The following is a 24,941-nucleotide window of genomic DNA, read 5'->3' as shown; positions in this document are numbered from 1 at the left end:
CACCGTGTCTCGCCGCGCCGCCATCACCGTGCCCCTCGTCTGCGCTCTCCTGCTCACCGGCGCCGGCTGCGGCGGCAAGGAGAAGAAGGAAGCGGAGAACACGGGCGGCCCCACCCCCACCAACTCCGTGGAGCGGCAGAAGTTCGCGAAGACGCGCTTCGTGACCAACGCCGGGCTCGCCGCGGGAGCCGCGTACCAGTGGGTCATCAAGCCCTACCGGAACGGTGCCTTCAAGAAGGGTGCCGACGGCCGCACCGTCGCCCTGGTGAAGGCGGGCCTCGCGGGCACGTTCTCGTACAACCGCTTCAAGGCCGCCGTGAACAACGCGAAGGGCGACCCGACCCTCGCCAAGGCCGTGGCGCCGCTCAGCGCGGGCATCGACTCGCTCAAGGGGCTGACCACGAAGTTCCGCAAGGGCGACGCCACCGACAACGACGCGAACGCCTACGACAAGGTCATCAACAACGTGAAGGACGCGGGCAAGGGCGCGGGCGCCCCGGTCACCGACCAGGTGCCGTCCTACTCCGACATCCAGAAGGGCTGACGGGCCCGAACGAGAGCCTTCGGCAAGGGCGTTGTCAGTGCCCCTCTTTACAGTGGCCACATGACCGAACTCAGCCATGACCGCTACTGTTCCGAGATTCTCGCCCAGGCCGCGCTGATGCGCGCCGCGCTGCGTGGTGCCGATCTGGCGGCGACCGTGCCCACCTGCCCCGACTGGACCCTGGCCCAGCTCGTGCTGCACGTCGGCCGGGCGCACCGGTTCGCCGAGTCGCTGGTGCGCACGAGGACCACCGAATTCGACGTGACCGCCGAGCACTTCGGCGTCGACTTCGGCCCCGAGGACCCGTCCCCCGACGACGAGGAGGCCCTCGGTGCCTGGCTGACCGAGGGCGCGGAGAGGGTGGTGGCCACGCTGCGCGAGGCGGGCCCCGATGCCGCGGTGTGGACGTTCTTCGGCAGCCCGACCGCCGTCTTCTGGGCCCCGTCGGATGACGCACGAGACGCTCATCCACCGGGCCGACGCGCAGCGGACGGCCGGCGTCGAGTTCACCGTCGATCCTGAGGTGGCGGTGGACTGCCTGGACGAATGGCTGGAGATGTCCACGCACCCCATACTGCTGGAGCGCAAGCCGGAGCTGAAGGGGCTGCTGGGCCCCGGCCGCACGCTCCATCTGCACGCCACGGACACCCCGGCCGAGTGGTTCGTCGATCTCACCGGCGAGCGCATGGCGTGGCGGCACGCCCACGAGAAGGCGGCCGTCGCCCTGCGCGGTCCGGTGGCCGACGTGCTGACCGTCTTCTACCAGCGGCAGCCGGCCGACAGCGGCCGGGTCGAGATCCTGGGCGACCGCGCGGTCCTCGACCTCTGGCTGGAGACGGCCAGCTTCGGCTGAGCGGCGGCCGGGTGAGAGCATCGCGGGTATGACCGGTATACCCAGATCCTCCGCGAGGTGTGCGGCCCCGCGCCGGCGGCTGCGGCGCGGGGTGCTGCTGCCCGCGGCCCTGATGCTCGTCACCTCCTGTTCCACGGGGAGCGACAGCGGGAAGGCGGGTGCCGACGGGGCCGGCGACCCGCTCTTCCCCCGTCTGGGCAACGGCGGTTACGACGTCCAGCACTACGGCCTGACGCTGGACTACGAACCGGAGGGCAACCGCCTGCACGCCACCGCCGTCATCACCGCCCGCGCCAGCCAGGACCTGGACGCCTTCAACCTCGACCTCAAGGGCATGAAGGTGCGCGACGCCCGCGTCGACGGGAAGCCGGCCGGCACGGCACGCAAGGGCACCGAGCTGACGGTGACCCCCGGCACGGCGCTGGACAAGGGCCGCGAATTCCAGACGGTCGTCGTCTACGAAGGCGTCCCGAAGGAGATCACGGACGCGGACGGCGAGTCCCTCGAAGGCTGGGTGGAGACGGACAGCGGCGCCGCGGCCCTGGGCGAACCCACCGGCTCCATGGCCTGGTTCCCCGGCAACCACCACCCCTCCGACAAGGCCGCCTACGACATCGAGGTGACCGTGCCCAAGGGCTACACCGCGGTGGCCAACGGGGAGTTGAAGCGGAAGGAGGTGCGCGGCGACCGCGCCACCTTCTCCTGGCACAACCCGGAGCCGATGGCGAGCTATCTCGCGAGCGTCGTCGTGAACGAATTCGAGGTCACCACCACGAAGGCCGGCGACCTGCCCGTCTACATCGCCACCCACCCCGAGGAACCCGCCGCGGGCCCGCGCATGGCGAAGCTGCTGCCCCGAGCGATCGACTGGGCGAGCGGGCTCTTCGGCCCGTACCCCTTCTCCTCGGCCGGAGCGGTCGTCGACCACAACGAATACGTCGACTACGCGCTGGAGACCCAGACCAAGCCGTACTTCGACGAGGCCCCCACCGACGCGATCGTGGTCCACGAGGTCGCCCACCAGTGGTTCGGCAACTCCGTCACCCCCCGCACCTGGCGCGACATGTGGCTCAGCGAGAGCTTCGCGCAGTACGCGGAATGGATGTGGGAGGAGAAGGAAGGCGGCCGGCCGGTGCAGCGCATCTTCGACGACTTCTATTCCGGCAAGGATCCCGAGAGTTCGGGGATCTGGGCCTTCCCGCCGGGGGATCCCACGCCGGAGAAGATATCCGATCCGCCGGTTTATGGGCGGGGGGCGATGCTTTTGCATGAATTGCGGCGGGGGGTGGGGGATGGGGTGTTCTTCGCCATCGTGCGGAAGTGGGTGGCGGATCATCGGCATGGGAATGGGGATACGGCGGAGTTTGTGGCGCTGTGTGAGGAGAGGGCGGGGCGGAGTCTGAAGCCGCTCTTCGATAAGTGGCTTTGGGGGGAGGGGCGGCCGTAGGGAGCGTGCGGGTCCGCTGCGCCTGCGGCGGGCTTTGTTCCCCAGCCCCGCCCCTTCCCGAAACCGGGGAGACCCCGGATCCCAGCGCCCTTGGGGGTCCCCCCGGACGAAGTCTGGGGGAGCGTCCTCAAACGCCGGACGGGCTGATTTCAGCCCGTTGGGGGCACCTCCCAGCGGTAGCTGGGGGAGTTTGAGGACAGCGCGCGAAGCGTGTTGCGGGGTCTGGGGCGAAGCCCCAGTTTCGGGAAGGGGCGGGGTAGGGGAACAAAGCGCCGCAGGCGGAGCCCCCCCACGCGGCGGAGCCGCACAGCAGACGCAGCCGGGAAGGGGCGGGGCTGGGGAACAAAACGCCGCACCCGGCAACGCACCCCCACCCCCTACCCGTTCAATTCCGCGAGCACCCGCAACGTCCCCACATCCCGCGTCACCACCAGCAGATCCGTCACCGGCCCAGAGCGCCAGAGCTCCAGCCGCTCCGCGATCCGGGACCGCGGCCCCACCAGGGAAATCTCGTCGGCGAAGGCGGACGGGACAGCGGCGGCAGCCTCCTCGCGGCGGCCCGCGAGGAAGAGGGAGCGGACCCGGGACGCCTCCTCGGGGAAGCCCATGCGGGCCATGAGGTCGGCGTGGAAGTTGCGGGTCGCGTGGCCCATGGCGCCGATGTAGAAGCCGAGCATGGCCTTCACGGGGCGGAGTCCCTCGGCCACGTCCGCGCAGAGGTGGGCCTGGGCGAGCGGGGCGACCATGAAGCCTTCGGGGGCACGGGCGAGGGCCGCCGCGTGGAGGCCGGTGCGCATCGGGGACCAGTAGAGCGGCAGCCAGCCGTCGGCGATGCGCACGGTCTGGGCGATGTTCCGGGGGCCTTCGGCGCCGAGCAGGACGGGCAGGTCGGGCCGCAGGGGATGGGTGACCGGCTTGAGCGGCTTGCCGAGGCCCGTGGCGCCGGGGCCGGTCCAGGGGAGGGGGTGGTAGCGGCCGTCGAGAGTGACAGGCGCCCGGCGGCGCAGCACCTGCCGTACGACCTCGACGTACTCCCGGGTCGCGGTCAGCGGGCTCTCCGGGAAGGGGCGTCCGTACCACCCCTCCACGACCTGGGGGCCGGACAGCCCGAGTCCGAGCAGCATCCGGCCGCCGGAGAGGTGGTCGAGGGTCAGCGCGTGCATCGCGGTCGCGGTCGGGGCGCGCGCGGCCATCTGCGCGACCGCCGTGCCGAGCCGTACGCGCCGGGTGTGGGCGGCGATCCAGGTGAGGGCGGTGAAGGCGTCGGAGCCCCAGGACTCGGCCGTCCAGACGGAGTCGTAGCCCAGCCGTTCCGCCTCGACGGCGAGTTCCAGGTGGCGGGGGTCGGGGCCGCGGCCCCAGTAGCCGAGCGCGAGTCCGAGCCGCATGGCCACCCCCATGAGCTGACGGTGTGTCAGTTATGCGACTGTACGGACCCGCCCGGCGCCGGACAAGACGACGGCCCGCCGGGGAGATGCCGGCGGGCCGTCGAGAGGGGCGTGCGCGCGCGTCAGCCGCGCTGGATGCCCGTGGTGTCCTGGAGCACACCGCGGCGGCCGTCCTGCGTCTGCGCGACGAGGGCCTCACCGCGCTGGTCGACCGCGAGGTACCAGGTGCCGGGCGCGAGCTCGGCGACCGGCGTCGGGGAGCCGTCCTCCGCGTACAGCGGACGGGCCACCGGCACGGCGAACCAGAACGGGGCGAAGTCCGCGGCCGGAGCGGCGGGCTGCGCCGCGGCCTGCGGAGCGGCGGCGGCCGCCTCGCCCATGCCGTGGTCCTGCTGGGACTGCTGGGGCTGGCCGCCGTACGAGGGCTGGGCGCCGTACGGGCCCGCGGCACCGGGCTGCTGCTGCATGCCGCCGGGGTAGCCGTAGCCCGGGTTGGGGCCGACGCCGTAGGGACCCGGGGCCTGCGGGCCCGGGGTGCCCACCAGCGGGGCCTTGAGCGCCGGGGTGCGCGGCGTGAGCAGCGCGGCCGCGGCGATCGCGAGGTTGGCGATCAGGCCGAGGATCTGACCGACACCCGCGGACACCTGGGAACCGCCGCCGACGATCGTCCACAGCGAGGACCACGCGGCGAACACCGCGAACGCGGTGCCCCACTGGTCCAGGCCCATGCCGACGAGCTTGCGCCCCTCGGGCTGGAAACGGGCGGCGACGATGAGAGCGGCGGCGATGATCCCGGCGAGGAAGATCGACGGCAGTACGGGGAACAGGCCGGACTTCCAGCCGTTCGGCTCCGTCGGGCAGAACGACGACTGCGCGCCGCAGTCGTACGAGTAGAAGCTGAGGAACGAGGCGATGAACAGCAACACCGCTGCTCCGATCACCACGCCGTCGCCTCGAGTGAGGGAGCGGATGTTCACCTAAAATCCTTTGTCAGTGTTGATCAGCGTTGATCAGTCTTCGTCGCTGTCGCCGGTACGCGAGATGCGGGGGGCGCGGGGGTGGCCCCCCATCGTACGGGTGAACCTATCGCCTGAGAGGTCGGGGCGTCTCCTTCGTATCACCCTCGTGACATGCCCGTGGCCTGCCGGTACTTACCTCCGCAGGAAGTCCGCGACACCGTTCGCGATCCCTTGCGCCGCTTTCTGGCGCCATGCCGGGTCGGTGAGCAGAGCGGCGTCCTGGGGGTCGCGCATATTGCCGCACTCGATGAACACCTTGGGAATCGTCGAGAGGTTGAGGCCGCCGAGATCCGAGCGCGTGTCGAGCCCGGTGCCGCCGCCGATGTAGTTGGACGGCGCGCTTCCGGTCGTCCGTACGAAGTTCCCCGCTATCCGCTCGCCCAGCTCCTTCGACGGTCCGGCGATCGGGCCGGTGTCCGCCCGGCCGCCCTTCACCGCCGCGGGAAGAATCACATGGAAGCCGCGGTCGCCGACGGCCGCGCCGTCCGCGTGCACGGAGACGGCCGCGTCCGCGTGCGCCTTGTTCCCGATCCCGGCCCGCTCGTCCACGCACGGCCCGTACGGCCGGTCGCCGTCGTGGGTGAGATGCACCTCCGCGCCCTGCGCCTGGAGGAGCTGCCGGATCCGGTGGGAGACGTCGAGGCTGAACGCCGCTTCCGCGTAACCGGCGTCCGTCGACGTCCCGGTGGTGTCGCACTCCTTGCGGCCCGTGCCGATGTCCACGGAGCGGTCGATCTCGGCGGTGTGCTCGCTGTTGTGGATGTTGTGTCCGGGGTCGACGACGACCACCTTGCCCTTGAGCGGACCGTCGGCGGCCGGGGCGCGCTCCGGCTCCGGCGCGGACGGCGACGGCCGCTCCGGCGCGGACGTACGAGGCTCGGGGGACGGGCTCGTACGGTGCGCCGGCGACGCAGTTGACGACGCCGCTGACGAGGCGGCGGCCGCCGGCCGCTTGCCGTCGTCCGCCGGGCCACCGCTCGCGTCCCACAGCAGCCAGCCCAGGAAACCGGCCGGGACCACCGCCGCCACGGCTACGAGCGCACGGGGAGACATGCGGGGAAAACTGCCTCTGGACATCCGGCGATGCTAGCGCCGCGGTTCAGATGCCGGGGCCGGTACGGCGCAGAACGTGCAGGGAGCGCGTCACCGAGACTTCGGTGAACGCCCCGGACGCGAGGGCCCTGCGGTACACGCGGTACGGGGCCTGCCCGCCGTCCGCCGGGTCGGCGAAGACGTCGTGGATGACGAGCAGCCCGCCCTCGGCGAGGTGCGGGGCCCAGCCCTCGTAGTCGCCCGTGGCGTGCTCGTCGGTGTGCCCGCCGTCGATGAACACCAGCCCCAGGGGCGCCCCCCAGACGGCCGCGACCTGCGGCGACCGGCCGACGACCGCGATGACGTGCTCCTCCAGACCCGCCTTGTGGAGGGTGCGCCGGAACGTGGGCAGCGTGTCCATCCGGCCCACCTCGGGGTCCACGACCGTCGGGTCGTGGTACTCCCAGCCGGGCTGCTGCTCCTCGCTGCCGCGGTGGTGGTCCACGGTCACCACCGTCGTCCCGGCCTGCCGGGCGGCGTCGGCGAGCAGGATCGTGGACCGGCCGCAGTACGTGCCGACTTCGAGGAGCGGGTGGGGGAGCGTCGCCGCTGCCGCTTCGGCGGCTTCGTGGAGGGCGAGGCCTTCGTCTGTCGGCATGAAGCCTTTCGCCGCTTCGAAAGCGGCTAGGGTTTGGGGTTTGGGGGGCACGGTTCCTCCGCGGCGGTTTGGGTTGCTGGGGTCATGTTCTCTTACCGGGCCGCGGGCCCGGAGCCCGGTTCGGGTTCTGTGCGGGGGGCGGTTTCTTTTCCCCAGCCCCGCCCCTTCCCGAACTGGGGCTTCGCCCCAGACCCCGAAGCACGCTTCGCGCGCTGTCCTCAATCGCCGGACGGGCTGAATGTGCTGGTTACGGTCCGCACAATCCAGCCCGTCCGGCGTTTGAGGACCGGGGTCTGGGGCGAAGCCCCAGTTCGGGAAGGGGCGGGGCTGGGGAACAAAGCCCGCCGCAGGCGGCAACGCCCCCCTACAGCCACCCATTCTGCCGCGCCGCCCGAACCGCCTCCATCCGGTTGCGAGTAGCCGTCTTCCCGATCGCCGCCGACAAATAATTCCGCACCGTCGCCGGCGACAAGTGGACCTTCGCCGCGATGTCCGCCACCGTCGCCCCGTCGACCGCCGCCGCCAGGACGTCGCGTTCGCGCTGGGTGAGCGGGTTCGGGCCCGCGCTGAGGGCGGCCGCGGCCAGGCCGGGGTCGATGACGCGCTCGCCCGCGAGCACCTTGCGGATCGCCGCCGCGAGGTCCTCCACCGGGCCGTCCTTCACCAGGAAGCCGGACGCCCCGGCCTCCATCGCCCGGCGCAGGTAGCCGGGGCGGCCGAACGTCGTGAGTATCAGCACCCGGCACTCCGGCAGCGCCGACCGCAGGTCCGCGGCGGCGTCCAGGCCGCTGCGGCCGGGCAGTTCGATGTCGAGGAGGGCGATGTCGGGCCGCGCCTCACGCGCCTTCGGCAGGATCTCGTCGCCGTTGCCGACCTGGGCGACGATCTCGATGTCCTCCTCCAGCCCGAGCAACAGCGCGAGCGCGCCCCGCATCATGCCCTGGTCCTCGGCGAGCAACACCTTGATCATCTCTTGCGGTCCTCCTCGGACTCCGAGTCCACCGGCAGTTCTGCGACGAGGCGGAACCCCCGCCGTCCGTCCGGTCCGCACGTCAGGGAACCGCCTGCCACGGCCAGCCGCTCGGCCAGCCCCTTCAGCCCCGTGCCGCAGCTCTTCGCGGCCGCGTCCGAGCCTACGCCGCGCCCGTTGTCCGTGATCTCCAGGCGCACTTGGTCGGTCTCGCCGCGCACCTCGACGGTGCAGCGTTCGGCGCCGCTGTGCCGTACGACGTTGGTGACGCCCTCGCGCACCACCCAGCCGAGCAGCGCCGCGGACTGCGGCGGCAGCGGGGGGCCGGACTGGCGGATCTCCGCCTGGATGCCGGAGGCTTCGAGGAGGGAGCGGGCGCGGTCGAGTTCGGTGGTGAGGCTGCCCTCGCGGTAGCCCGTGACGGCCTCGCGGATCTCGGTGAGCGCCTGCCGCCCCACGGCCTCGATGTCGGCGGCCTGGCCGAGCGCCGCGTCCAGGTCGCGGGGCGCGAGGCGGCGTACGGCCTCCGCCTTGACCACGATCACGGACATGGTGTGGCCGAGCAGGTCGTGCAGGTCGCGCGAGAAGCGCAGCCGCTCCTGCTCGACCGCGCCGCGGGCCAGTTCCTCGCGGGTGGCCCGCAGTTGGGCGACGGTCTCGAAAAGGGTGAGGATCGCGGACGCGACGAGGCCGGAGAGCATGGTGCCGTAGCCGATGGTCAGCGACTCGCTCGGGCCGCCGCGGAAGCTGCCGATCAGCCCGGCGGAGCCGGACAGCGTGAGGACGACGACCCCGAGCCGGCGCCCGTTGCCCTCGCGGTTCCTGAGCACGATTCCGCTGACCAGCGACAGCAGCGGGAAGCACAGCAGCCAGTCGCCGCCGTAGCCGATGGTCAGCGCGTAGGTCACCGCCGCCAGTCCGGCGAGCGCGACGTGCGGCGTGGGGGTGTACCGGCGCCGCTCGTCGAGGCTGGTGAAGACCGCCACGGCGTAGAGCACCGCGAAGGCGAGCACCCCGGCCCCGCCCAGCCAGGGCAGCGGCGTCTGCCCCTGGAACAGCCCCTGGACGTCGCCGGTGAGCATGAAGAGCCACGGCAGGAAGGCGAATTTCCCCGGTGGTTTGTAGCGTGCCGGCAAGCCGGCGCTGTCATTCATGCTCCGACCTTAAGGAACACCGCACTGACCTGGGCAGATGCAAGTGTGGGCGACGGCCCGTGACATTTGTCCCACGGCCCGGCGTCGCCGGAGGCCGCCCCGTCCGTGGCCTTCCCACCCTCACGGCGATCGGCTATACATGGGTCCCATCGGATCGGCTAGAACGCGTTCTACGTCGAGCGTGTCACGGGCCGACCGGCAGTGACTCCGGCGCGGACGGCGGTGCGGACGGCCGGGTCGGGGTCTCCACCTCGCCGCGAAGGAGCCCGCCCCCGATGCCCATCGACGCAGCGCAGGCGGTCGCCGCCGAGCCCCGTACCACCCAACTCTCCTGGGACCACAAGGACATCCAGCTCTACCACCTGGGCATCGGGGCGGGCACCCCGGCGACCGACCCCGCCGAACTCCGCTACACCCTGGAGAGCAGGCTCCACGTCCTCCCCAGCTTCGCGACCGTCGCCGGCGGCGGGATGGCGTTCGGCGGCGGCCTCGCCGCGCCCGGCATCGACATCGACCTCGCCGGGGTCCTGCACGGCGGACAGCGCCTCACACCGCACCGGCCCATCCCCGTCCGCGGCTCCGCCACCCACACCTCGCGCGTCGCAGCCGTCCACGACAAGGGCAAGGCCGCCGTCATCGTGCTGCGCTCCGACGCCGCCGACGCCGACGGGCCGTTGTGGACGAGCGAGAGCGAGATCTTCGTCAAGGGCGAGGGCGGCTTCGGCGGTGAACGCGGCACGACCACACGGCTCGACGCCCCGACGACCGCCCCGTCCGTCACCGTCGAGCGCCCCGTCCGCGAGGACCAGGCCCTCCTCTACCGCCTCTCCGGCGACTGGAACCCCCTGCACGCCGACCCCGGGTTCGCCGCGCTCGCGGGCTTCGACCGGCCCATCCTGCACGGCCTGTGCACCTATGGCATCGCCCTCAAGGCGGTCGTGGACACCCTGCTCGGAGGGGACGTCACCCGCGTCCGCTCCTACGCGACGCGTTTCGCGGGCGTCGTCTTCCCGGGCGAGACGCTCCGCGTCCGGGCGTGGAGCGTGGCGCCGGGGCGGATCCAGGCGCTGGTGACGGTGGTGGAGCGGGAGGACGCGCCCGTGCTGACGGAGACGGTCGTCGGACATGACTAGCGCATGTCCGACGGGTTCGCCGCTGTCGCGTCCGGCGGACGTCGCTGTCTCCGTTCGGGCAAGCGCCTGACGGCGCTGTCCTCGATCGCCGGACGGGATCGGTTTTCCGGACCGTGGTCCGTGAGCCGCGGGCCGAAGGCCACGGCCGGGATCCCACAACGCAACAGCCGCGAAGGGAGCCCCACATGCGCGCAGCCGTACTGCATCAGACCGGGCAGGACAAGCTCGACGTCCTCGACTCCGTCGAGCCCACCGGATTCGGGCCCGGCAAGGTGAGGATCCGGATGCGGGCCACCGGCCTCTGTCACTCGGACCTCTCCGCCATGTCCGGAGTCCTGCCGCAGCCCGCCCCCTTCGTCCCCGGCCACGAGGGCGCCGGGGACGTCGTCGAGACCGGCGACGGCGTCACGGGCCTGCGGGTGGGTGACCGCGTCCTCGTGTGCTGGCTGCCGCCGTGCGGCAGTTGTCCGGCTTGCCGGCGCGGACAGTCCCAGCTGTGCCTGGCCGGGTTCATGAACTCCGGCACCCCCAACTTCCGCCACGAGGGCGCCGACGTCTTCGGGTTCGCGGGCACCGGCACGTTCGCCGAGGAGATCGTGGCCGACGCGGGCTGCGCTGTGCCCATCCCCGACGACCTGCCGTACGACATCGCCGCCCTCATCGGCTGCGGCGTCACCACCGGCCTCGGCGCCGCCATCAACACGGCGGCCGTGGAAGCGGGTTCGTCGGTCGCCGTCATCGGCTGCGGCGGCGTGGGGATCTGCGCCGTGCAGGGCGCGCGGGTCTGCGGGGCCGCGGGGATCGTCGCCGTCGACCCCGTCGCGTCCCGGCGCGAGGCGGCCCTGCGCTTCGGCGCGACCGAGGCGGTCGCGCCCGACGCCCTCGACGACGCCGTCGCCAGACTCACCGGCGGCGAGGGCTTCGACTACGTCTTCGAGGTCGTCGGCAAGTCCACCACCGCCCGCGCCGCGTACGGGGCGACACGGCGCGGCGGCACGCTCTGCGTCGTCGGGGCGGGCGCGATGGACGACCACTTCCAGATCAACATGTTCGAGCTGTTCTTCGACGAGAAGCGGATCCTGCCCTCCCTGTACGGCGGCGGGTCCATAGCGCGCTCCTACGAACGGGCCATCGCCCTGTGGCGCGCCGGGCGGATCGACCTCGCCGGACTCATCACCCACCGCGTCCCGCTCGCCGGCATCAACGACGCCATCGACCAGATGCGCACGGGCGAGGCGCTGCGCACCTGCGTCGAGATCTGAAGGGGGCCACCGTGGCGACATCCCTGGCCGGCCGCACCGCGATCGTCACCGGAGCCGGGCGCGGGCTCGGCCGGGCCGAGGCGCTCGAACTGGCCCGGCTCGGCGCGCACGTCATCGTCAACGACCACGGCCGGCCCGGCCGCGACGGCACCGGCGCCGCGTCCGCCGGGCCCGCGGAGGAGGTCGTCGCCGAGATCAGGGCGGCCGGCGGCCTCGCCACCGCCCACGCCGGTGACGTGGCCGACTTCCAACAGGCCCGGGAACTGGTGGAACTGGCCGTCCGCAGCGGCGGTTCGCTCGACATCCTCGTCAACAACGCGGGCATCCTCCGGGACCGGATGGTCTTCTCGATGACCGAGGACGAGTGGGACTCCGTGATCCATGTGCACCTCAAGGGGCACTTCAACACCACGCGGTTCGCCGCCGCGTACTGGCGGGAGCGGTCGAAGGCGACCGGCCGCCCGGTCTACGGACGGATCGTCAACACCTCCTCGGAGGCGTTCCTCGCCGGGTCGGCGGGCCAGCCGAACTACGCGGCCGCGAAGGGCGGCATCGTCGGCCTCACCACCTCGACGGCCGAGGCGCTGCGCAAGTACGGCGTGACGGTCAACGCGATCTGCCCCCGGGCGCGGACCCGGATGACGGAGGACGTCTTCGCGGACATCGGCGTGCCGGAGGGCGCACCGGACGCGCTCGCCCCCGGGCATGTGTCACCGCTCGTCGCCTATCTCGCGTCACCGGCGGCCGCCGGGGTGAACGGGCAGGTCTTCGTGGTGCACGGCGGGATGGTCGCGGTGGTCGAGCGCCCCCGGATCGCGGCGAAGTTCGACGCCGCCGAGGGGATCTTCGGGGTGGAGGAGCTGGAGGGCGCGCTCACCCCGTACTTCGCGACGCGCCCGCTGGGCGAGACGTTCGCGGCGAAGGAGGTTCTGGGCCTGAAGCGGGAGTCGTGAGGGCGCCCGGACGCCGGACGGGCCGGAGGCCGCTGAGCTCAGCGGCCTCCGGCCCGTCCGGCCCGCAGCGGCCTACAGGGTCTGCTACCTGTCGGTTCTGCGGTGCTTGCCGTGCGCGGGAGCGTTGGCGTCTTGCGGTGAGGCCGGGCCACGGTGCCTGCCGGAGCCGGCGGCTGCGGCCTGGGCGGCCTCGAGGGGGCGCGCTTCGGTCGTGTCGGTTCGGGCGTCGGGCATGGGGAAAGTCACTCCGTCGGATGGGGTTTGCGTGCTCTGCGCTCGGGGGCCATGGCAGTGGCGCACGGCGTCGACGGAAGTCAACACGCTTTCCGCGCACGACCGTCCGGTCCACTCCGGTGCCCGTGGTGTCCGTTCGGTACAGCTGCGCAGCCCCCGCCCGATACTAACGGGACCTTGATCGCCTAGCCACCCGGTCCGTCGGCGAGTCGCGCCTCTCAGGGATGGGGATTCCGCCCGAGCGGCGCCTGTTGCAGGGGCACGGGCCGGGAGGGGCACTCGTACCCCCGCGCGGCCGGGGCGGGGCGCGCGGCCGCCGACCAGGCTTCCGGCATCGCCGCCGGCGGACGGCCCGGATACGTGGACGGCGGCACCGCGGTCCACAGGTCGGGCTCCACCCGCTGCGGCGGCGGCCCGAGCACGGGCCCCTGCACGGGGACGGGCGCCAGGGCCTGCGGGGGCACGGGGGTCAGTCCTTGGGCCGCCGTGTCGCAGGCGGCGGCCCGCACGGGATCCGGCGCGGCGAGCGGCCTCCGCGCCGGGGCCGGCCCGGGGGAGGGCTCGGTCAGATCCCGGAGCACGCTGCGGGCGGCCGGGACGCCGGGGTAGGTACCGACGATCCGCCCGGCCTCCGGGGCCGGGGGGCGCGCGCCCGGTGCGTTGAACTCCGATTGCCCCGACGGGGTGGAGGCCGAGGCACGGACCGGGTCCGCCGGGTGGGGGACCGGCGCGCTCAGCGGGTCGGGGCGCGTGCCCTGGGAGTTGGCGGAAGCGAAGGGGCCCGCTGGGCCGGCGGCCGGGGGCCGGACCGGATCGGACTGCGCGGGTTGCCCCACCGCGGTGGAGGCGGACGGCCCCGTCGGTTCGGCGGGCATGCTCCGGGACCGACCGGAGACGTCGGGTTCCGGCTGCCCGAGCGGGTCCGGGCCAGGATCCAGCAGGAGGGGCCGGGGCGCGGGGGCGGGACTCACCGGCCGGGCCTGGCCGGGGGCGGGTGCGCCCAGCTGGTTCATCGGGTCCGGAGAGACCGGAGGGACGGGCGCGGACGGGCCGGCCGGGGACTGGAAAGGCGCCGGTTGCCCCTGCGGGTCCGGGGGCGTGGGGGCCTGATCGGTGGTCGGCGGGCTGAGGGGTGTCGGTGCCCTCAGGGGCGTCGGGTCGGGAGGGAGAGGGCGGGGCGCGGGGGTGGCCGGGCTTGCCGGGGCGTTGCCGTTGCCGGGCATCCGGAGGGGCGTCTGCGGTCCCTGCGGATCGGGGGGCCGGGTCGGGGACGTGGTGTTCGGTACGTGGGCCCGGTCGGTAACCGGAGGGTTGAGGGGTGCTGGAGCCCTCGGCGGCGTCGGGTCGGGAGGGAGGTGGCGGGGCGCGGAGGTGGTTGGGCTCGCCGGGTCGTTGCCGGGGATCCGGAGGGGCGTCTGTGGTCCCTGTGGATCGGGGGGCGTGGGGGCCCTGTCGGTGGCCGGCGGGTTGAGGGGCATCGGTGCCCCCAGCGGCGTCGGGTCGGGAGGGAGGCGGCGGGGCGCGGAGGTGGTCGGGCTCGCCGGGTCCCGGAGAGCCGCCGGTTCTCCCGCCGGGGCTGGGGTCCGGATCGCGTCCGGAGCGATGTGCCGGGCGGACGGGCCTGCCGGGTGGGGGCCTCGGTCCGAGGGCGACGGGGCGGCGGGGGCCGGGCCCTCCGGCCGATCGGGCATGGGGCTCGGCACGCGGGCCCGGTCGGCGGGCGGGGCTGGTTCCCCGAGCGGGGGCATGGGGTTCGGTACGTGGGCCTGGTCGGTGGGCGACAGGCCAGGACGTGTCGGGTCCTGCGGAGGCGGGTTCGGCACGCGGGGGCGTTCGGCGGCCGGCGGGGGAGTGGGGGCCGCCGTGGGGCCGCGGGGCGTATCCCGGTCCTCGCCGCGCGCCCGGTCGCGGTCCGTGTCCGGGAGGCGCAGGCGGGCCAGGCCGCAGCGCACGTACGGGGTCACGTACGGCAGGCGGAGTTCGCCGCCGGCCGTCCACAGGCCCGTGCCCACCAGCCAGCCCGCCGGGGCGGGGAACTGCTGGAGGCGGCGGGCCGCCGGGCGCCACACGCCCACCCAACTGCCGGTCGGCCCCTCGATGCGGAACGCCACGGCGCACCCCTCGGGCGCCAGCTCCTGGCCGGGCTGCGCGGCGAAGGGGGTCAGCACGGCGTTGGGCAGCCGCAGGCACTCCGGGAAGCGCACCGGCCGCGCGGAGCCCAGCACCCCCCAGCCCAGCCGGTCGTGGCCGGGGGCGTCCGAGCGGACGAGCAGGAGACCGCTGTACGGGTCGGCCAGCAGCAGCCGGTCCTGGCTCTCCTCGGTGATCTGGAGCAGGGGACTGATCACGCCACCGCGCCCGAGGTCGACGATCACCGTCTTCGTGCGCCCGTCGAGCTCGCGGTCGAGGGCGAGCAGCCGGCCCGTACGGTCGAGCCAGGCACCGCCCGAGCAGCGGCCCCCCACCTCGGCGATCCGCTCGGGCCCGAACGCGCCGCCGTGCAGCAGCCACAGCGCGGTGGACCGCTCGTGGTGCACCAGGCCGTACGCCGCGGTGCCGCCGGGCGCCGGGGGCAGCAGGGAGAGCCGCTCGCACTCCACCGCTCCGACCTGGAGCTCTCCGGTGCCGGGGCCGGTGGGGTAGAGCAGCGAGACCGTGTGCCGCTCGGCCACCTTGCGCCGGATCAGGACCCGCCCGTCGGAGAGCGGCAGCACATCGCTGTCGGGCTCCTCGGGCTGGGTGCCGGGCAGCGGCACGGCGTACGGTTCGGGGCCGTCGAGCGTCCAGCGCTCCGGAAACCAGCCACCCGTCCCGCCGTCGAGGGCCAGCCGCGCGGCGTACGAACCGTCCGCTGTGACCGTGAATGCCGCGCGTCTCATGTCCATCGACGCACTCCGTGGGGTGCTCTGTGGAGTGCTCTGGGGGGCACAGACCGTCATGAGAAACGTCACCTCCGGCACTGAACGTAGTTATCGCACTACCTGCCGAACAATGAGAGCGGGTCCGCTTCACGCGTAAGGGTGGCGGATGTCCGATTCGCCTGAGCGATGGGGGGTGGGTGTGCTTCGTGCGACACCGTCCGATTAAGGTAAGGCGTACCTAAGTGGCTGGGCGGTGGCTCGACTCGCCCTCTTGACGGCCGCACGACGGGCATGCCTCCGCACGCCGTTCGCACCCCGCACGCACCCCTCACTCCTGGAGCACGAGATGTCCCTTCGCCGCCGCGGCACCGCCGCCGTCGCCCTCTCCATGGCCGCCGCGCTCTCCCTCGCGGCCTGCGGCTCCTCCGGCGGCGGCAAGGACACGGCGGGCAAGGACGGCGGCAACGGCTCCAAGGCCGTGGCCGAGGGCGGCAAGGACTTCGGCAAGGCGGGCGAGCAGACGAAGAAGATGGGCACGGACGCCGCGCCCGGCGAGTTCCCGCGCACGGTCACCCACGCGCTGGGCACCACGGAGATCAAGGAGCGGCCCAAGCGCGTCGTCGTCCTCGACGTGGGCGAGCTCGACAACGTCGTCTCGCTCGGCCTGAAGCCGGTCGGCTGGGCGCCCACCGAGGGCAGCCAGGGCATCCCCGACTACCTCAAGAAGGACGCCGGGGAGCCCAAGAGCGTCGGCACCATCAACAATCTGAACCTGGAGGCCATCAACGACCTCCACCCCGACCTGATCCTCGGCAGCAAGCTGCGCGCGGAGAAGAGCTACAAGAACCTCTCGAAGATCGCGCCGACCGTGTTCTCCGTCCGCCCGGGCTTCACCTGGAAGGAGAACTACCTCCTCAACGCCGCCGCCCTGGACCGGACCGCCGAGGCGAAGAAGAACCTCGACGCCTACGAGGCCAAGGCCAGGAAGCTCGGCGAGGACGTCGGCGAGAAGAAGCCGACGATCACCATGCTGCGCTACATGCCGCAGTTCACCCGCCTCTACGCCGGCCAGTCCTTCATCGGCACCGTCCTCAAGGACGCCGGCCTGCCGCGCCCGAAGAACCAGCAGGGCGACAAGCTCGCCGAGCAGATCAGCCCGGAGAACATCGACCAGGCGGACGCCGACTGGATCTTCACCGGCGTCTACGGCGACCCCGACAAGACCAAGCGCGACAGCGCCCAGGACAACCCCCTGTGGAAGAACCTGAAGGCGGTCAAGGACGGGCACGCCAAGGACGTCAAGGACGAGACCTGGTACCTCGGCCTGGGCGTCACCGCCGCGAACAGCGTTCTGGATGATCTTCGTGGCTTCCTGGTGAAGTGACCGCCCTTAAGCGGTCGCCCCCGCGCGATGGCCGTGCGGGCACGTCGGACAGGTAGCCTTTCCCCCGTGCCCGCACTGTCTGAAGTCATCGCCGCCCTCGACGCCCTGTGGCCCCCGGAGCGGGCCGAGCAGTGGGACGCCGTCGGCACCGTCTGCGGCGACCCCCAGGCCACCGTCGGCCGCGTCCTCTTCGCCGTCGACCCCGTGCAGGAGGTCGTCGACGAGGCCGTGAAGCTCGGCGCCGACCTGCTGGTCACCCACCACCCGCTCTATCTGCGGGGGACGACCACGGTCGCGGCCTCCACCTTCAAGGGCCGCGTCGTGCACACCCTCATCAAGCACGACATCGCCCTGCACGTCGCGCACACCAACGCCGACCGCGCCGACCCCGGCGTCTCCGACGCCCTCGCCGGCGCGCTCGACCTGCGCGTCACCGGTCCGCTGGTGCCCGACCCCACCGACCCCGGGGGCCGCCGCGGCCTCGGCCGGATCTGCGCGGTCGACCCGCCGGTGAAGCTCGCCGAGTTCGCCGAGCGCGCCGCCCGGCGGCTGCCCTCCACCGCGCAGGGCGTCCGCGTCGCGGGCGACCCGGACCGTACGATCCGCACGGTCGCCGTCTGCGGCGGCTCGGGCGACTCGCTCTTCGACGAGGTGCGGGCCGCGGGCGTGGACGCCTACGTCACCGCCGACCTGCGCCACCACCCCGCGTCCGAGGCCCAGCAGCACAGCCCGCTCGCCCTGGTCGACGCCGCGCACTGGGCCACCGAATGGCCCTGGACCGAGCAGGCGGCCGCCCAGCTCGACGAGATCTCCGACCGCCACGGGTGGGGCCTGCGCACCCACGTCTCCCGTACGGTCACCGACCCCTGGACCGCCCACGCGGCGTCCTCCTTCCCGCACAAGTAACCACAGGAGCCCCCAACTGAACGCCGCGCCCGCCGACCAGATCCGCCTTCTCGATCTCCAGGACCTGGACACCCGCCTCGGACAGCTCGCCCACAAGCGCAAGAACCTGCCCGAGCACGCCGAGATCGCCTCCCTGGAGGCCGACCTCACCCAGCACCGCGACCTCCTCGTCGCCGCGCAGACCGAGGAGAGCGACACCGCCCGCGAGCAGTCCAAGGCGGAGTCGGACGTCGACCAGGTGCGCCAGCGCGCCGCCCGTGACCAGCAGCGCCTGGACACCGGCGTCGGCATGTCCGCCAAGGACCTGGAGAACCTCCAGCGCGAGATCGCCTCGCTCGCCAAGCGCCAGGGCGACCTGGAGGACGTCGTCCTCGAGGTCATGGAGCGCCGTGAGTCCGCGCAGGAGCGGGTCACCGAGCTGACCGGCCGCGTGGAGTCCGTGCAGGCCAAGGTCGCCGACGCCGTCGCCCGCCGCGACGCCGCCTTCGCCGGGATCGACGCCGAGGCCGCCTCGGTCGCCAAGCAGCGCGAGATCGTCGCCGGTTCCGTCCCGGCCGACCTGCTGAAGCTCTACGACAAGCTGCGCGTCAAGGAGGGCGGCGTCGGCGCGGCCCGCCTTTACCAGCGCCGCTGCGAGGGCTGCCGCGTGGAGCTCGACATCACCGCGTTCAACGAGGTCCGGGCCGCCGCCGCGGACGCCGTCGTCCGCTGCGAGAACTGCACCCGCATCCTGGTCCGCACCTCCGAGTCGGGCCTGTAGCAACCATGGCGCATCGCTTCGTCGTCGAGGCCGACGGAGGGTCCCGGGGCAACCCGGGCCCCGCCGGTTACGGCGCGGTCGTGCTGGACCCGGCGACGGGCGAGGCGCTCGCGGAGGCCGCCGAGTACATCGGCACGGCCACCAACAACGTCGCCGAGTACAAGGGCCTCATCGCCGGACTCAAGGCGGCGAAGGCCCTCGACCCGGAGGCCGCCGTCCTGGTCCGGATGGACTCCAAGCTCGTCGTGGAGCAGATGTCCGGCCGCTGGAAGATCAAGCACCCGGACATGAAGCCGCTGGCGGCCGAGGCCCGGACGATCCTCCCGGCCGGCCGCGTCACCTATCAGTGGATCCCGCGCGAGCAGAACAAGCACGCGGACCGGCTCGCCAACGAGGCCATGGACGCCGGGCGGCTCGGCAGGCAGTGGGAGCCCGGCGCGTCCACCGCGGCCGTCCGCGAGCGGCCGGCCCCGGAACCCGTCATACCCGCGCTCCCGGCCGAGGCTCCACTCGCCGAGCCCAAGGCCGCGCCCGTCGGCTGGGCGGCACCCGCCGATCTCGGCACGCCCACCACCTTCGTCCTGCTGCGGCACGGCGAGACGGCCCTGACACCGCAGAAGCGGTTCTCCGGCAGCGGTGGCGGCGCCGACCCCGAACTCTCGCCCGCCGGGCGCCGCCAGGCGGAGGCCACCGCCGCCGCCCTCGCCGCCCGCGGCACCGTCCAGGCCGTCGTCACCTCGCCGCTGCGGCGCTGCCGGGAGACGGCCGCCGCCGTGGCCGCGCGCCTCGGCCTGGAGGTGCGGGTCGAGGAGGGCTTGCGCGAGGCGTCCTTCGGTGCCTGGGAGGGCCTGACCTTCGCCGAGGTCAAGGAGCGCCATCCCGCCGACCTCGACGCCTGGCTCGCCTCCTCCAAGGCGGCGCCCACCGGCGGCGGCGAGAGCTTCGCCACGGTCGCCCGCCGGGTCGCGCTCACCCGCGACAGGCTCCTCGCGCGGTACGCGGGCCGGACGGTCCTGCTGGTCACGCACGTGACCCCGGTCAAGACCCTCGTCCGCCTCGCGCTCGGTGCCGCGCCGGAGTCGCTGTTCCGGATGGAGCTGTCCGCGGCCTCCCTCTCGGCGGTGGCCTACTACGCCGACGGCAACGCGTCCGTACGCCTGCTGAACGACACCTCGCACTTGCGGTAGCGGCGGGCCCCCGCCGCCCGGCGGGAGCCCGCGCCGCTACTCCGCGACGCGCAGCGCTATCGCCTCGTTCAGGGCCGCGAGCGCGGCCAGGCGCTGCTGCTCACGCTCCTCGATGTCCTGGGGGCTCTCGCCCGTCGCCGCGACGCGCGGGCACGTCGGGCACTGCCAGCGGTCGGGGGCACCCATGGGTGGCGGTGTCATGGCGACAGCGCAGTGGGGGCACTTCACGATCACTCCTTCCACGTGGCCGCACGACGCGCAGACCCACACCGGGCCCTCCGCGTCGTGCTGCCGCCACGCCGTCCTCAGACAGCGCGGGCAGCCGGTGGTGACGATCCCGGCGCGGCTCATGACTGGCGGCTCCGGGGTGGTGTCCGCGTACTCGATGATCCGGGCCCTGATCCGGGCGTCCGTGGTGTTGGCCATCCTGAGCAGGTGTGCGACTCGCGAGCGGGCCTCGTCAACGAAATCGTTCATGGCGAGCAGCAGGCTACGCGGAAGGAGCGCGGGTCAGGCGCGGGAATTCCGGTCCGGGGGCGGAGGTTTGAGGGTCGCGGCCGGGTGCCGGTGCAGGTGCGGCGGGGGGTGTGGCGTTCGATGGCGTTCCATGGCGCGTTTCTCGGATTGACCCTTTCGGACGACACCGGATCGGTGGGGTGAGGTGACCGCTGCGTGATCGTCGGGCCGGCGGCGCGCTCGGTCAGCCGCGCAAGGAGGCGGCGGCGCGGGCGAGTTCGGTCACCCGCGCCCAGTCCCGGTCCGCGAGGGCGTCGGCGGGCAGCATCCACGTGCCGCCCACGCAGCCGACGTTGGGCAGGGCGAGGTATTCGCGCGCCGTTTCCGGGCCGATGCCGCCCGTCGGGCAGAAGCGGGCCGCCGGCAGCGGCCCGGCGAGGGACCGCAGGAACGCCGGCCCGCCCGCGGCCTCGGCGGGGAAGAACTTCATCTCGCGTACGCCGCGCTCCAGCAGCGCCATGACCTCCGAGGCGGTCGACACCCCGGGCAGGAACGGCACCCCGGCCGCCGTCGCCGCAGCCAGCAGCCGCTCCGTCCACCCCGGGCTGACCAGGAACCCGGCCCCGGCCGCCGTCGCCGCCTCCGCCTGACCGGGCGTCAGCACGGTGCCCGCCCCGACGACCGCCTCCGGCACCTGTGCCGCGACGGCCCGTATCGCCTCCAGCGCCCCGCCCGTACGCAACGTGATCTCGACCGCCCGCAACCCGCCCGCCACCAGCGCCCGCGCGAGCGGCACGGCGTCATCGGCATCGTCGAGCACGACCACCGGCAGCACGGGAGCGAGGCTGAGCACGTCACGGGATGGCGTCACGGTGGGCATCCTGCCGTGGGGGAGTGGGGGGTGCAATGGTGGTTGCGGAGGGCGCAACGCGACTCGGTCGGCACCAGTGCCGTGAGTGCACCCACGCGACGCGGCACGCTCCGTCACGCTTGGAACGACGTCGTCCACCACGACCGTCCACAGGACGAAATCCGTGTACGAGTTCGGCCGCTGGGTGTACCGGACCTCTCCGGAGACCAAATGGATACGCGAAAGGTGTTCCAGCTGCCGTGGCACAGGAAGGAACCCCTGACCCGCAGGCGGCGCGTGCGGGTCAGGGCGAGCGCTCCGGCCGCCCCCCCCAGAAAACCCCCAGGGGCAGAAAAGAAGCCCCGCCGGAACCTGTTTGCGCAGGTCAGACGGGGTAAGGGGCGGACGAGTCGGCCTGTACGCCGGGTTCTGTCTCCCGGTCGCCTCGCGGCGGCCGGGGAGGCGGCCATCCATCTAGGCCTGCCGTTGCCGGCAGGCTCGTGCGGTCTACCCGCGGACTCGGGCTGGCAGCCCTCGGTCGTCCGCGCAGGGCCGCCGTGAAGCGGCCCCTCTTGACCTTGCTCCGGGTGGGGTTTACCTAGCCGTCCGAGTCACCTCGGACGCTGGTGGTCTCTTACACCACCGTTTCACCCTTACCGGAAGCCTCGCGGCCCCCGGCGGTCTGTTTTCTGTGGCACTGTCCCGCGGGTCACCCCGGGTGGGCGTTACCCACCACCCTGCCGTGTGGAGCCCGGACGTTCCTCGGGAGATCCGAAGATCCCACGCGGCCGCCCGGCCGGCTCGTCCGCCGTGCCGACCATGTTACCTGGCGTGACGCAGCCCCCTTGACCTCGCCGCCCGCGCCCGGCCGGCTCACGCCGGAGCGAACCAGACCTTGTCCCGGCCCGGGTCCGCCTCGATGACCCGGACCCGCATCCGGTGGCCCAGCAGCAGCGGCGGCCCGTCGAGGTCGCCCTCGACATGGCCGACCACGGCGGGCTCGTAGAGGTGGACGGTGCCCGCCGTGGGGCGCTCCTCCTCGACGTCGACGACGTACGCGTCGAAGACCTGGCCGATCCGGTCGCGCAGCAGCGCCGCCTCGACCAGATCCACGCACTCCCGCTCCACCTGGGCGGCCCGCCGCGCGCCCGTCTCCATCTCGCCGGGCAGGGCGTCGAGCGCGGCCCGCACCCACTCCGGGGGGTCGGTCCCGGCGGCCGCGGCCAGGCACAGCTCGCCCGTGTAGCGGTCGACGAGGCGGCGCAGCGGGGCGGTGCAGTGGGCGTACGGCGCGGCGAGCGCGGCATGGGTGAGGGCGGCCCGGTCGGTGGGCGCGGGGTGGGCGGCCGGCCGCTCGCGGTCGAAGACGCGGTACCCGGCGCCGCGCAGCAGGGCGGTGCACTCCTGGAGGAAGGCGGCGTGCTGGGTGTGGGCGGGGTCGAGGGCGCGGACGACCACGGCGTACGGCATGTTCTCGGGCCAGTTGACGCCGAGGGCACGGGCCACGCGGCGCAGCCGGTCGACGGCGGGCTCGGGCGCGGGCGGGAGGGTACGCAGGATGCCGGTGCCGGCGCGGAGCATCAGCTCGGCGGCGGCCATGCCGGTCATCAGGGATATCTGGGCGTTCCAGCCGTCGGCGGGCAGGGGCGCGCGGTATTCGAGCGCGTAGTGGTTGCCGTGCCGGACGATCCGCTGCTCGGGGACGTCGAGCGAGATACCGCCGCGGGCGCGCTCGAGCTCCTCGCGGCGCAGCCCGACCTCCCGCAGCAGGCACAGCGGCTCCTCGGCGGCGCCGGAGTCGATGGCCTGCTGCACGGCCGCGTAGTCGAGCTTGGCCCGGCTGCGGACGAGGGCGCGGCGCACGTCGGCCCGTTCGACCCGGCCGTCCGCGTCGAGGTCGAGCCGCCAGAGCAGGGCGGGCCGGGTGTGGTCCGGCAGCAGGCTGGCGGCGCCCTCGCCGAGTACGTCGGGGTGGAGGGGCACGCGCCGGTCCGGGTAGTAGAGGGTCATGACGCGGCGGTGCGCCTCGGCGTCGAGGGCCTGGCCGGGGCGGACGAAGGCGGTGACGTCGGCGATGGCGTAGTGCACGCGGAAGCCGCCCGCCTCGCGGCGCGCGAGGTACATCGCCTGGTCCAGGTCGCGCGAGTCGGGCGGGTCGATGGTGAAGAGCGGCAGGTCGGTGGCGTCGTGCGCCGGGAGCCGGGGCCGCGCCGCCGCCTGCTCGGCCTCCGCGAGGACGTCGGCCGGGAACTCCACGGGCGTCCCGGACCGCGCGCGCAGGTCGCGCAGGGCGGCCCGCAGGGGCGTGCCGTCCGCGTCGGTCACGTGGATCGGCCGGCGGGGCATGACATCGAGCGTAGGCGGGGCACGGGCGCGGGGCACGACGGGAGGCGCGGGGGACTGTCGTGCGGGCGCGACCGGCCACGACCCACCCGGGGATGACGTGCCGGACTTCCGGCGGAGCGCTTAGGCTGCCCCGGGGCCGTACCGGAAGAAGAACCACTGGAGGAGATCGACCGTGCTCGTGCTGTTGCCGCCGTCCGAGGGGAAGGCCACGGCCGTCGAGGGCGGTGCCGGGGCCGCGCTCGACCTCGGGGCGCTGTCGCTGCCGGGGCTGGCCGGAGCCCGCGAGGCCGTGCTGGCCGAGCTGGTGGAGCTGTGCGCGGCCGACGAGGACAAGGCCGCCGAGGTGCTGGGGCTCTCGCCCGGCCTGCGCGGGGAGATCGCGAAGAACGCCGGCCTGCGCACGGCGGGCACCCGCCCGGCCGGTGAGGTCTACACCGGCGTGCTGTACGACGCGCTGGGCCTGGCCACGCTGCCCCCGGCGGCGCGCCGCCGCGCGGAGGCGTCCCTGCTGGTCTTCTCCGGGCTGTGGGGCGCGGTGCGGGTGGGCGACCCGATCCCGTCGTACCGCTGCTCGATGGGCGTACGGCTGCCGGCGCTGGGCGCGCTCGGCGCGTACTGGCGCGGCGCGATGGAGCCCCATCTGGCGGAGGCGGCGGCGGACGGGCTGGTGCTCGACCTGAGGTCGGCGGCCTACGCCACGGCGTGGAAGCCCAAGGGCGAGGTCGCGAGCCGTACCGCGACCGTGCGGGTGCTCCAGTCGAAGATCGTGGACGGCGTCGAGAAGCGGTCCGTGGTGAGCCACTTCAACAAGGCGACCAAGGGCCGCCTTGTGCGCGACCTCCTGACGGCGGGCATCACCCCGGCCGACGTGCCGGAGCTGGTGACCGCGCTGCGGGACCTGGAGTACACGGTGGAGTCCACGGCCCCCGCCCGCGCCGGCCGGCCGTGGGCGCTGGACGTCGTGGTGACAGAGGTCTAGGGACGGCCGAAGGTCCCGGCGGGGCCCGGGGCCTTCGGAGCCGGAGCCGGTCAGCGCACCGTGACCGTGAACTCCGGGGACGTCGCCTGGCCGCCCGTGACGCGGAGGGAGTTCTTGCCCTTGATGCCGAGCTTGACGCGCATCGAGTAGGCCGAGCTCTTGTCGACCGCGACGGTGGCGGGGAGCGAGACCCACTTGGAGCCCTGCTTCTGCTGGAGGGTGACCTTCGTGCCCGCCTTGATGGCGGTCGCCTTGCCGGAGACGCGGAACTCCTGCCAGGCGTTGACGGTGGTCGTGCTCGCCTGCGCGGTCAGCGCGGGCCGCGCGGATATCGCGGCAGACGGCGAGGTGGACGGCGCGGCGGACGGCGCGGCGGACGGCGCGGCGGCGAAGGCGGCACTCGCGCCGCCCGCGACGAGGGCGGCGCCGAGGGCTCCGGTGAGGGCGAGGCGGTATGCGCGGTTCATGGCGTGTCCTACCTTTCAGGTGTGGGTCTGACTCTGGTCATTCGTAAGATCGGAGGGCCCAGGGGCTCTGGGTATGGCTGGCATGGCGGAGACCGTTC

The 24,941-nt window shown here is 73.5% G+C and carries 21 protein-coding genes, 1 other RNA gene and 1 pseudogene; 11 read left to right on the top strand and 12 right to left on the bottom strand.

What is annotated here, in order from left to right; translation table 11 throughout:
* The first annotated feature begins 4 nt into the window (after window positions 1–4).
* The 3 genes and pseudogenes from ACFY1P_RS20960 (at window position 5) to ACFY1P_RS20950 (ending at window position 2,844) form a co-directional block, all read left to right on the top strand.
* Window positions 5–544 carry a hypothetical protein gene (locus ACFY1P_RS20960; protein ID WP_361534907.1) on the top strand — a complete coding sequence of 180 codons (540 nt, stop codon included), beginning with the start codon at window positions 5–7 and terminating at the stop codon, window positions 542–544.
* A gap of 60 nt (window positions 545–604) precedes the next feature.
* Window positions 605–1,397, top strand: a pseudogene (locus ACFY1P_RS20955) (maleylpyruvate isomerase family mycothiol-dependent enzyme).
* Window positions 1,398–1,425: 28 nt separating this feature from the next.
* A complete protein-coding gene (locus ACFY1P_RS20950; RefSeq protein WP_390751518.1) occupies window positions 1,426–2,844 on the top strand; it encodes a M1 family metallopeptidase in 1,419 nt (472 codons plus the stop codon).
* A 377-nt stretch (window positions 2,845–3,221) separates the two neighbouring features.
* On the opposite strand, the gene ACFY1P_RS20945 is transcribed toward ACFY1P_RS20950, so the two are convergent.
* The 6 genes from ACFY1P_RS20945 to ACFY1P_RS20920 form a co-directional block, all read right to left on the bottom strand.
* Complete coding sequence (locus tag ACFY1P_RS20945; protein ID WP_361533421.1) at window positions 3,222–4,232, bottom strand: LLM class F420-dependent oxidoreductase; 1,011 nt, start codon at window positions 4,230–4,232, stop codon at window positions 3,222–3,224.
* 122 nt (window positions 4,233–4,354) lie between these two features.
* A complete protein-coding gene (locus ACFY1P_RS20940; protein WP_361533418.1) occupies window positions 4,355–5,209 on the bottom strand; it encodes a hypothetical protein in 855 nt (284 codons plus the stop codon).
* 174 nt (window positions 5,210–5,383) lie between these two features.
* Entirely contained in the window at window positions 5,384–6,304 is a 921-nt protein-coding gene (locus tag ACFY1P_RS20935; protein WP_361533415.1) for an N-acetylmuramoyl-L-alanine amidase, read from the bottom strand.
* A 46-nt stretch (window positions 6,305–6,350) separates the two neighbouring features.
* Window positions 6,351–6,941, bottom strand: coding sequence for a class I SAM-dependent methyltransferase (locus ACFY1P_RS20930; RefSeq protein ID WP_361533412.1), 591 nt, complete (start codon window positions 6,939–6,941; stop codon window positions 6,351–6,353).
* Window positions 6,942–7,305: 364 nt separating this feature from the next.
* Window positions 7,306–7,911 (bottom strand): response regulator transcription factor, encoded by a 606-nt coding sequence (locus tag ACFY1P_RS20925; protein ID WP_361533409.1) that lies wholly within the window; start codon window positions 7,909–7,911, stop codon window positions 7,306–7,308.
* Complete coding sequence (locus ACFY1P_RS20920) at window positions 7,908–9,065, bottom strand: sensor histidine kinase (RefSeq protein ID WP_390751517.1); 1,158 nt, start codon at window positions 9,063–9,065, stop codon at window positions 7,908–7,910. The genes ACFY1P_RS20925 and ACFY1P_RS20920 overlap by 4 nt, the downstream gene beginning before the upstream one ends.
* Window positions 9,066–9,340: 275 nt before the next feature.
* Here ACFY1P_RS20920 and ACFY1P_RS20915 point away from each other — a divergent pair, with 275 nt between their 5' ends.
* The 3 genes from ACFY1P_RS20915 to ACFY1P_RS20905 all read left to right on the top strand — a co-directional run bounded on the left by ACFY1P_RS20915 (window position 9,341) and on the right by ACFY1P_RS20905 (window position 12,413).
* Window positions 9,341–10,198 (top strand): MaoC/PaaZ C-terminal domain-containing protein, encoded by an 858-nt coding sequence (locus ACFY1P_RS20915; protein ID WP_390751516.1) that lies wholly within the window; start codon window positions 9,341–9,343, stop codon window positions 10,196–10,198.
* Window positions 10,199–10,383: 185 nt separating this feature from the next.
* A complete protein-coding gene (locus ACFY1P_RS20910; protein WP_361533400.1) occupies window positions 10,384–11,460 on the top strand; it encodes a Zn-dependent alcohol dehydrogenase in 1,077 nt (358 codons plus the stop codon).
* Between the two features lie 11 nt (window positions 11,461–11,471).
* Window positions 11,472–12,413, top strand: a complete 942-nt coding sequence (locus tag ACFY1P_RS20905) for a 3-oxoacyl-ACP reductase (RefSeq protein WP_390751515.1) — start codon at window positions 11,472–11,474, stop codon at window positions 12,411–12,413.
* Between the two features lie 452 nt (window positions 12,414–12,865).
* Here ACFY1P_RS20905 and ACFY1P_RS20900 read toward each other — a convergent pair whose 3' ends face one another.
* Window positions 12,866–15,532 (bottom strand): hypothetical protein, encoded by a 2,667-nt coding sequence (locus ACFY1P_RS20900; protein ID WP_390751514.1) that lies wholly within the window; start codon window positions 15,530–15,532, stop codon window positions 12,866–12,868.
* A 322-nt stretch (window positions 15,533–15,854) separates the two neighbouring features.
* Here ACFY1P_RS20900 and ACFY1P_RS20895 point away from each other — a divergent pair, with 322 nt between their 5' ends.
* The 4 genes from ACFY1P_RS20895 (at window position 15,855) to ACFY1P_RS20880 (ending at window position 19,745) form a co-directional block, all read left to right on the top strand.
* Window positions 15,855–16,892: an iron-siderophore ABC transporter substrate-binding protein gene (locus ACFY1P_RS20895; RefSeq protein WP_361530102.1), complete on the top strand. Its 1,038-nt coding sequence runs from the start codon at window positions 15,855–15,857 to the stop codon at window positions 16,890–16,892.
* Between the two features lie 66 nt (window positions 16,893–16,958).
* Entirely contained in the window at window positions 16,959–17,798 is an 840-nt protein-coding gene (locus ACFY1P_RS20890; RefSeq protein ID WP_390751513.1) for a Nif3-like dinuclear metal center hexameric protein, read from the top strand.
* Window positions 17,799–17,814: 16 nt separating this feature from the next.
* Window positions 17,815–18,558, top strand: a complete 744-nt coding sequence (locus ACFY1P_RS20885; protein WP_390751627.1) for a zinc ribbon domain-containing protein — start codon at window positions 17,815–17,817, stop codon at window positions 18,556–18,558.
* Between the two features lie 5 nt (window positions 18,559–18,563).
* On the top strand, window positions 18,564–19,745 hold the full coding sequence (locus tag ACFY1P_RS20880; protein WP_390751512.1) for a bifunctional RNase H/acid phosphatase: 1,182 nt from the start codon (window positions 18,564–18,566) through the stop codon (window positions 19,743–19,745).
* A 36-nt stretch (window positions 19,746–19,781) separates the two neighbouring features.
* Here the strand turns inward: ACFY1P_RS20880 and ACFY1P_RS20875 are convergent, their stop codons facing one another.
* From ACFY1P_RS20875 to ACFY1P_RS20860, 4 genes are all read right to left on the bottom strand, one after another.
* Entirely contained in the window at window positions 19,782–20,222 is a 441-nt protein-coding gene (locus ACFY1P_RS20875) for a hypothetical protein (RefSeq protein WP_361530093.1), read from the bottom strand.
* A gap of 223 nt (window positions 20,223–20,445) precedes the next feature.
* Window positions 20,446–21,081: a bifunctional 4-hydroxy-2-oxoglutarate aldolase/2-dehydro-3-deoxy-phosphogluconate aldolase gene (gene eda / locus ACFY1P_RS20870; protein ID WP_390751511.1), complete on the bottom strand. Its 636-nt coding sequence runs from the start codon at window positions 21,079–21,081 to the stop codon at window positions 20,446–20,448.
* A 372-nt stretch (window positions 21,082–21,453) separates the two neighbouring features.
* Window positions 21,454–21,855, bottom strand: an RNA gene (gene rnpB, locus ACFY1P_RS20865) — RNase P RNA component class A.
* Window positions 21,856–21,924: 69 nt separating this feature from the next.
* Complete coding sequence (locus ACFY1P_RS20860) at window positions 21,925–23,397, bottom strand: RNB domain-containing ribonuclease (protein WP_390751510.1); 1,473 nt, start codon at window positions 23,395–23,397, stop codon at window positions 21,925–21,927.
* Window positions 23,398–23,569: 172 nt separating this feature from the next.
* On the opposite strand from ACFY1P_RS20860, the gene yaaA reads away from it, so the two are divergent.
* Window positions 23,570–24,376, top strand: a complete 807-nt coding sequence (gene yaaA, locus ACFY1P_RS20855) for a peroxide stress protein YaaA (protein WP_361530084.1) — start codon at window positions 23,570–23,572, stop codon at window positions 24,374–24,376.
* Window positions 24,377–24,426: 50 nt separating this feature from the next.
* On the opposite strand, the gene ACFY1P_RS20850 is transcribed toward yaaA, so the two are convergent.
* Entirely contained in the window at window positions 24,427–24,843 is a 417-nt protein-coding gene (locus ACFY1P_RS20850; protein ID WP_390751509.1) for a hypothetical protein, read from the bottom strand.
* Between the last annotated feature and the right edge of the window lie 98 nt (window positions 24,844–24,941).

The organism is Streptomyces sp. NPDC001407 (genome assembly GCF_042895325.1).
In the GTDB taxonomy this organism is placed as follows: domain Bacteria; phylum Actinomycetota; class Actinomycetes; order Streptomycetales; family Streptomycetaceae; genus Streptomyces.
Note: the sequence above shows the minus strand (reverse complement) of the source record. Positions and strands in the feature narration are given on the sequence as shown.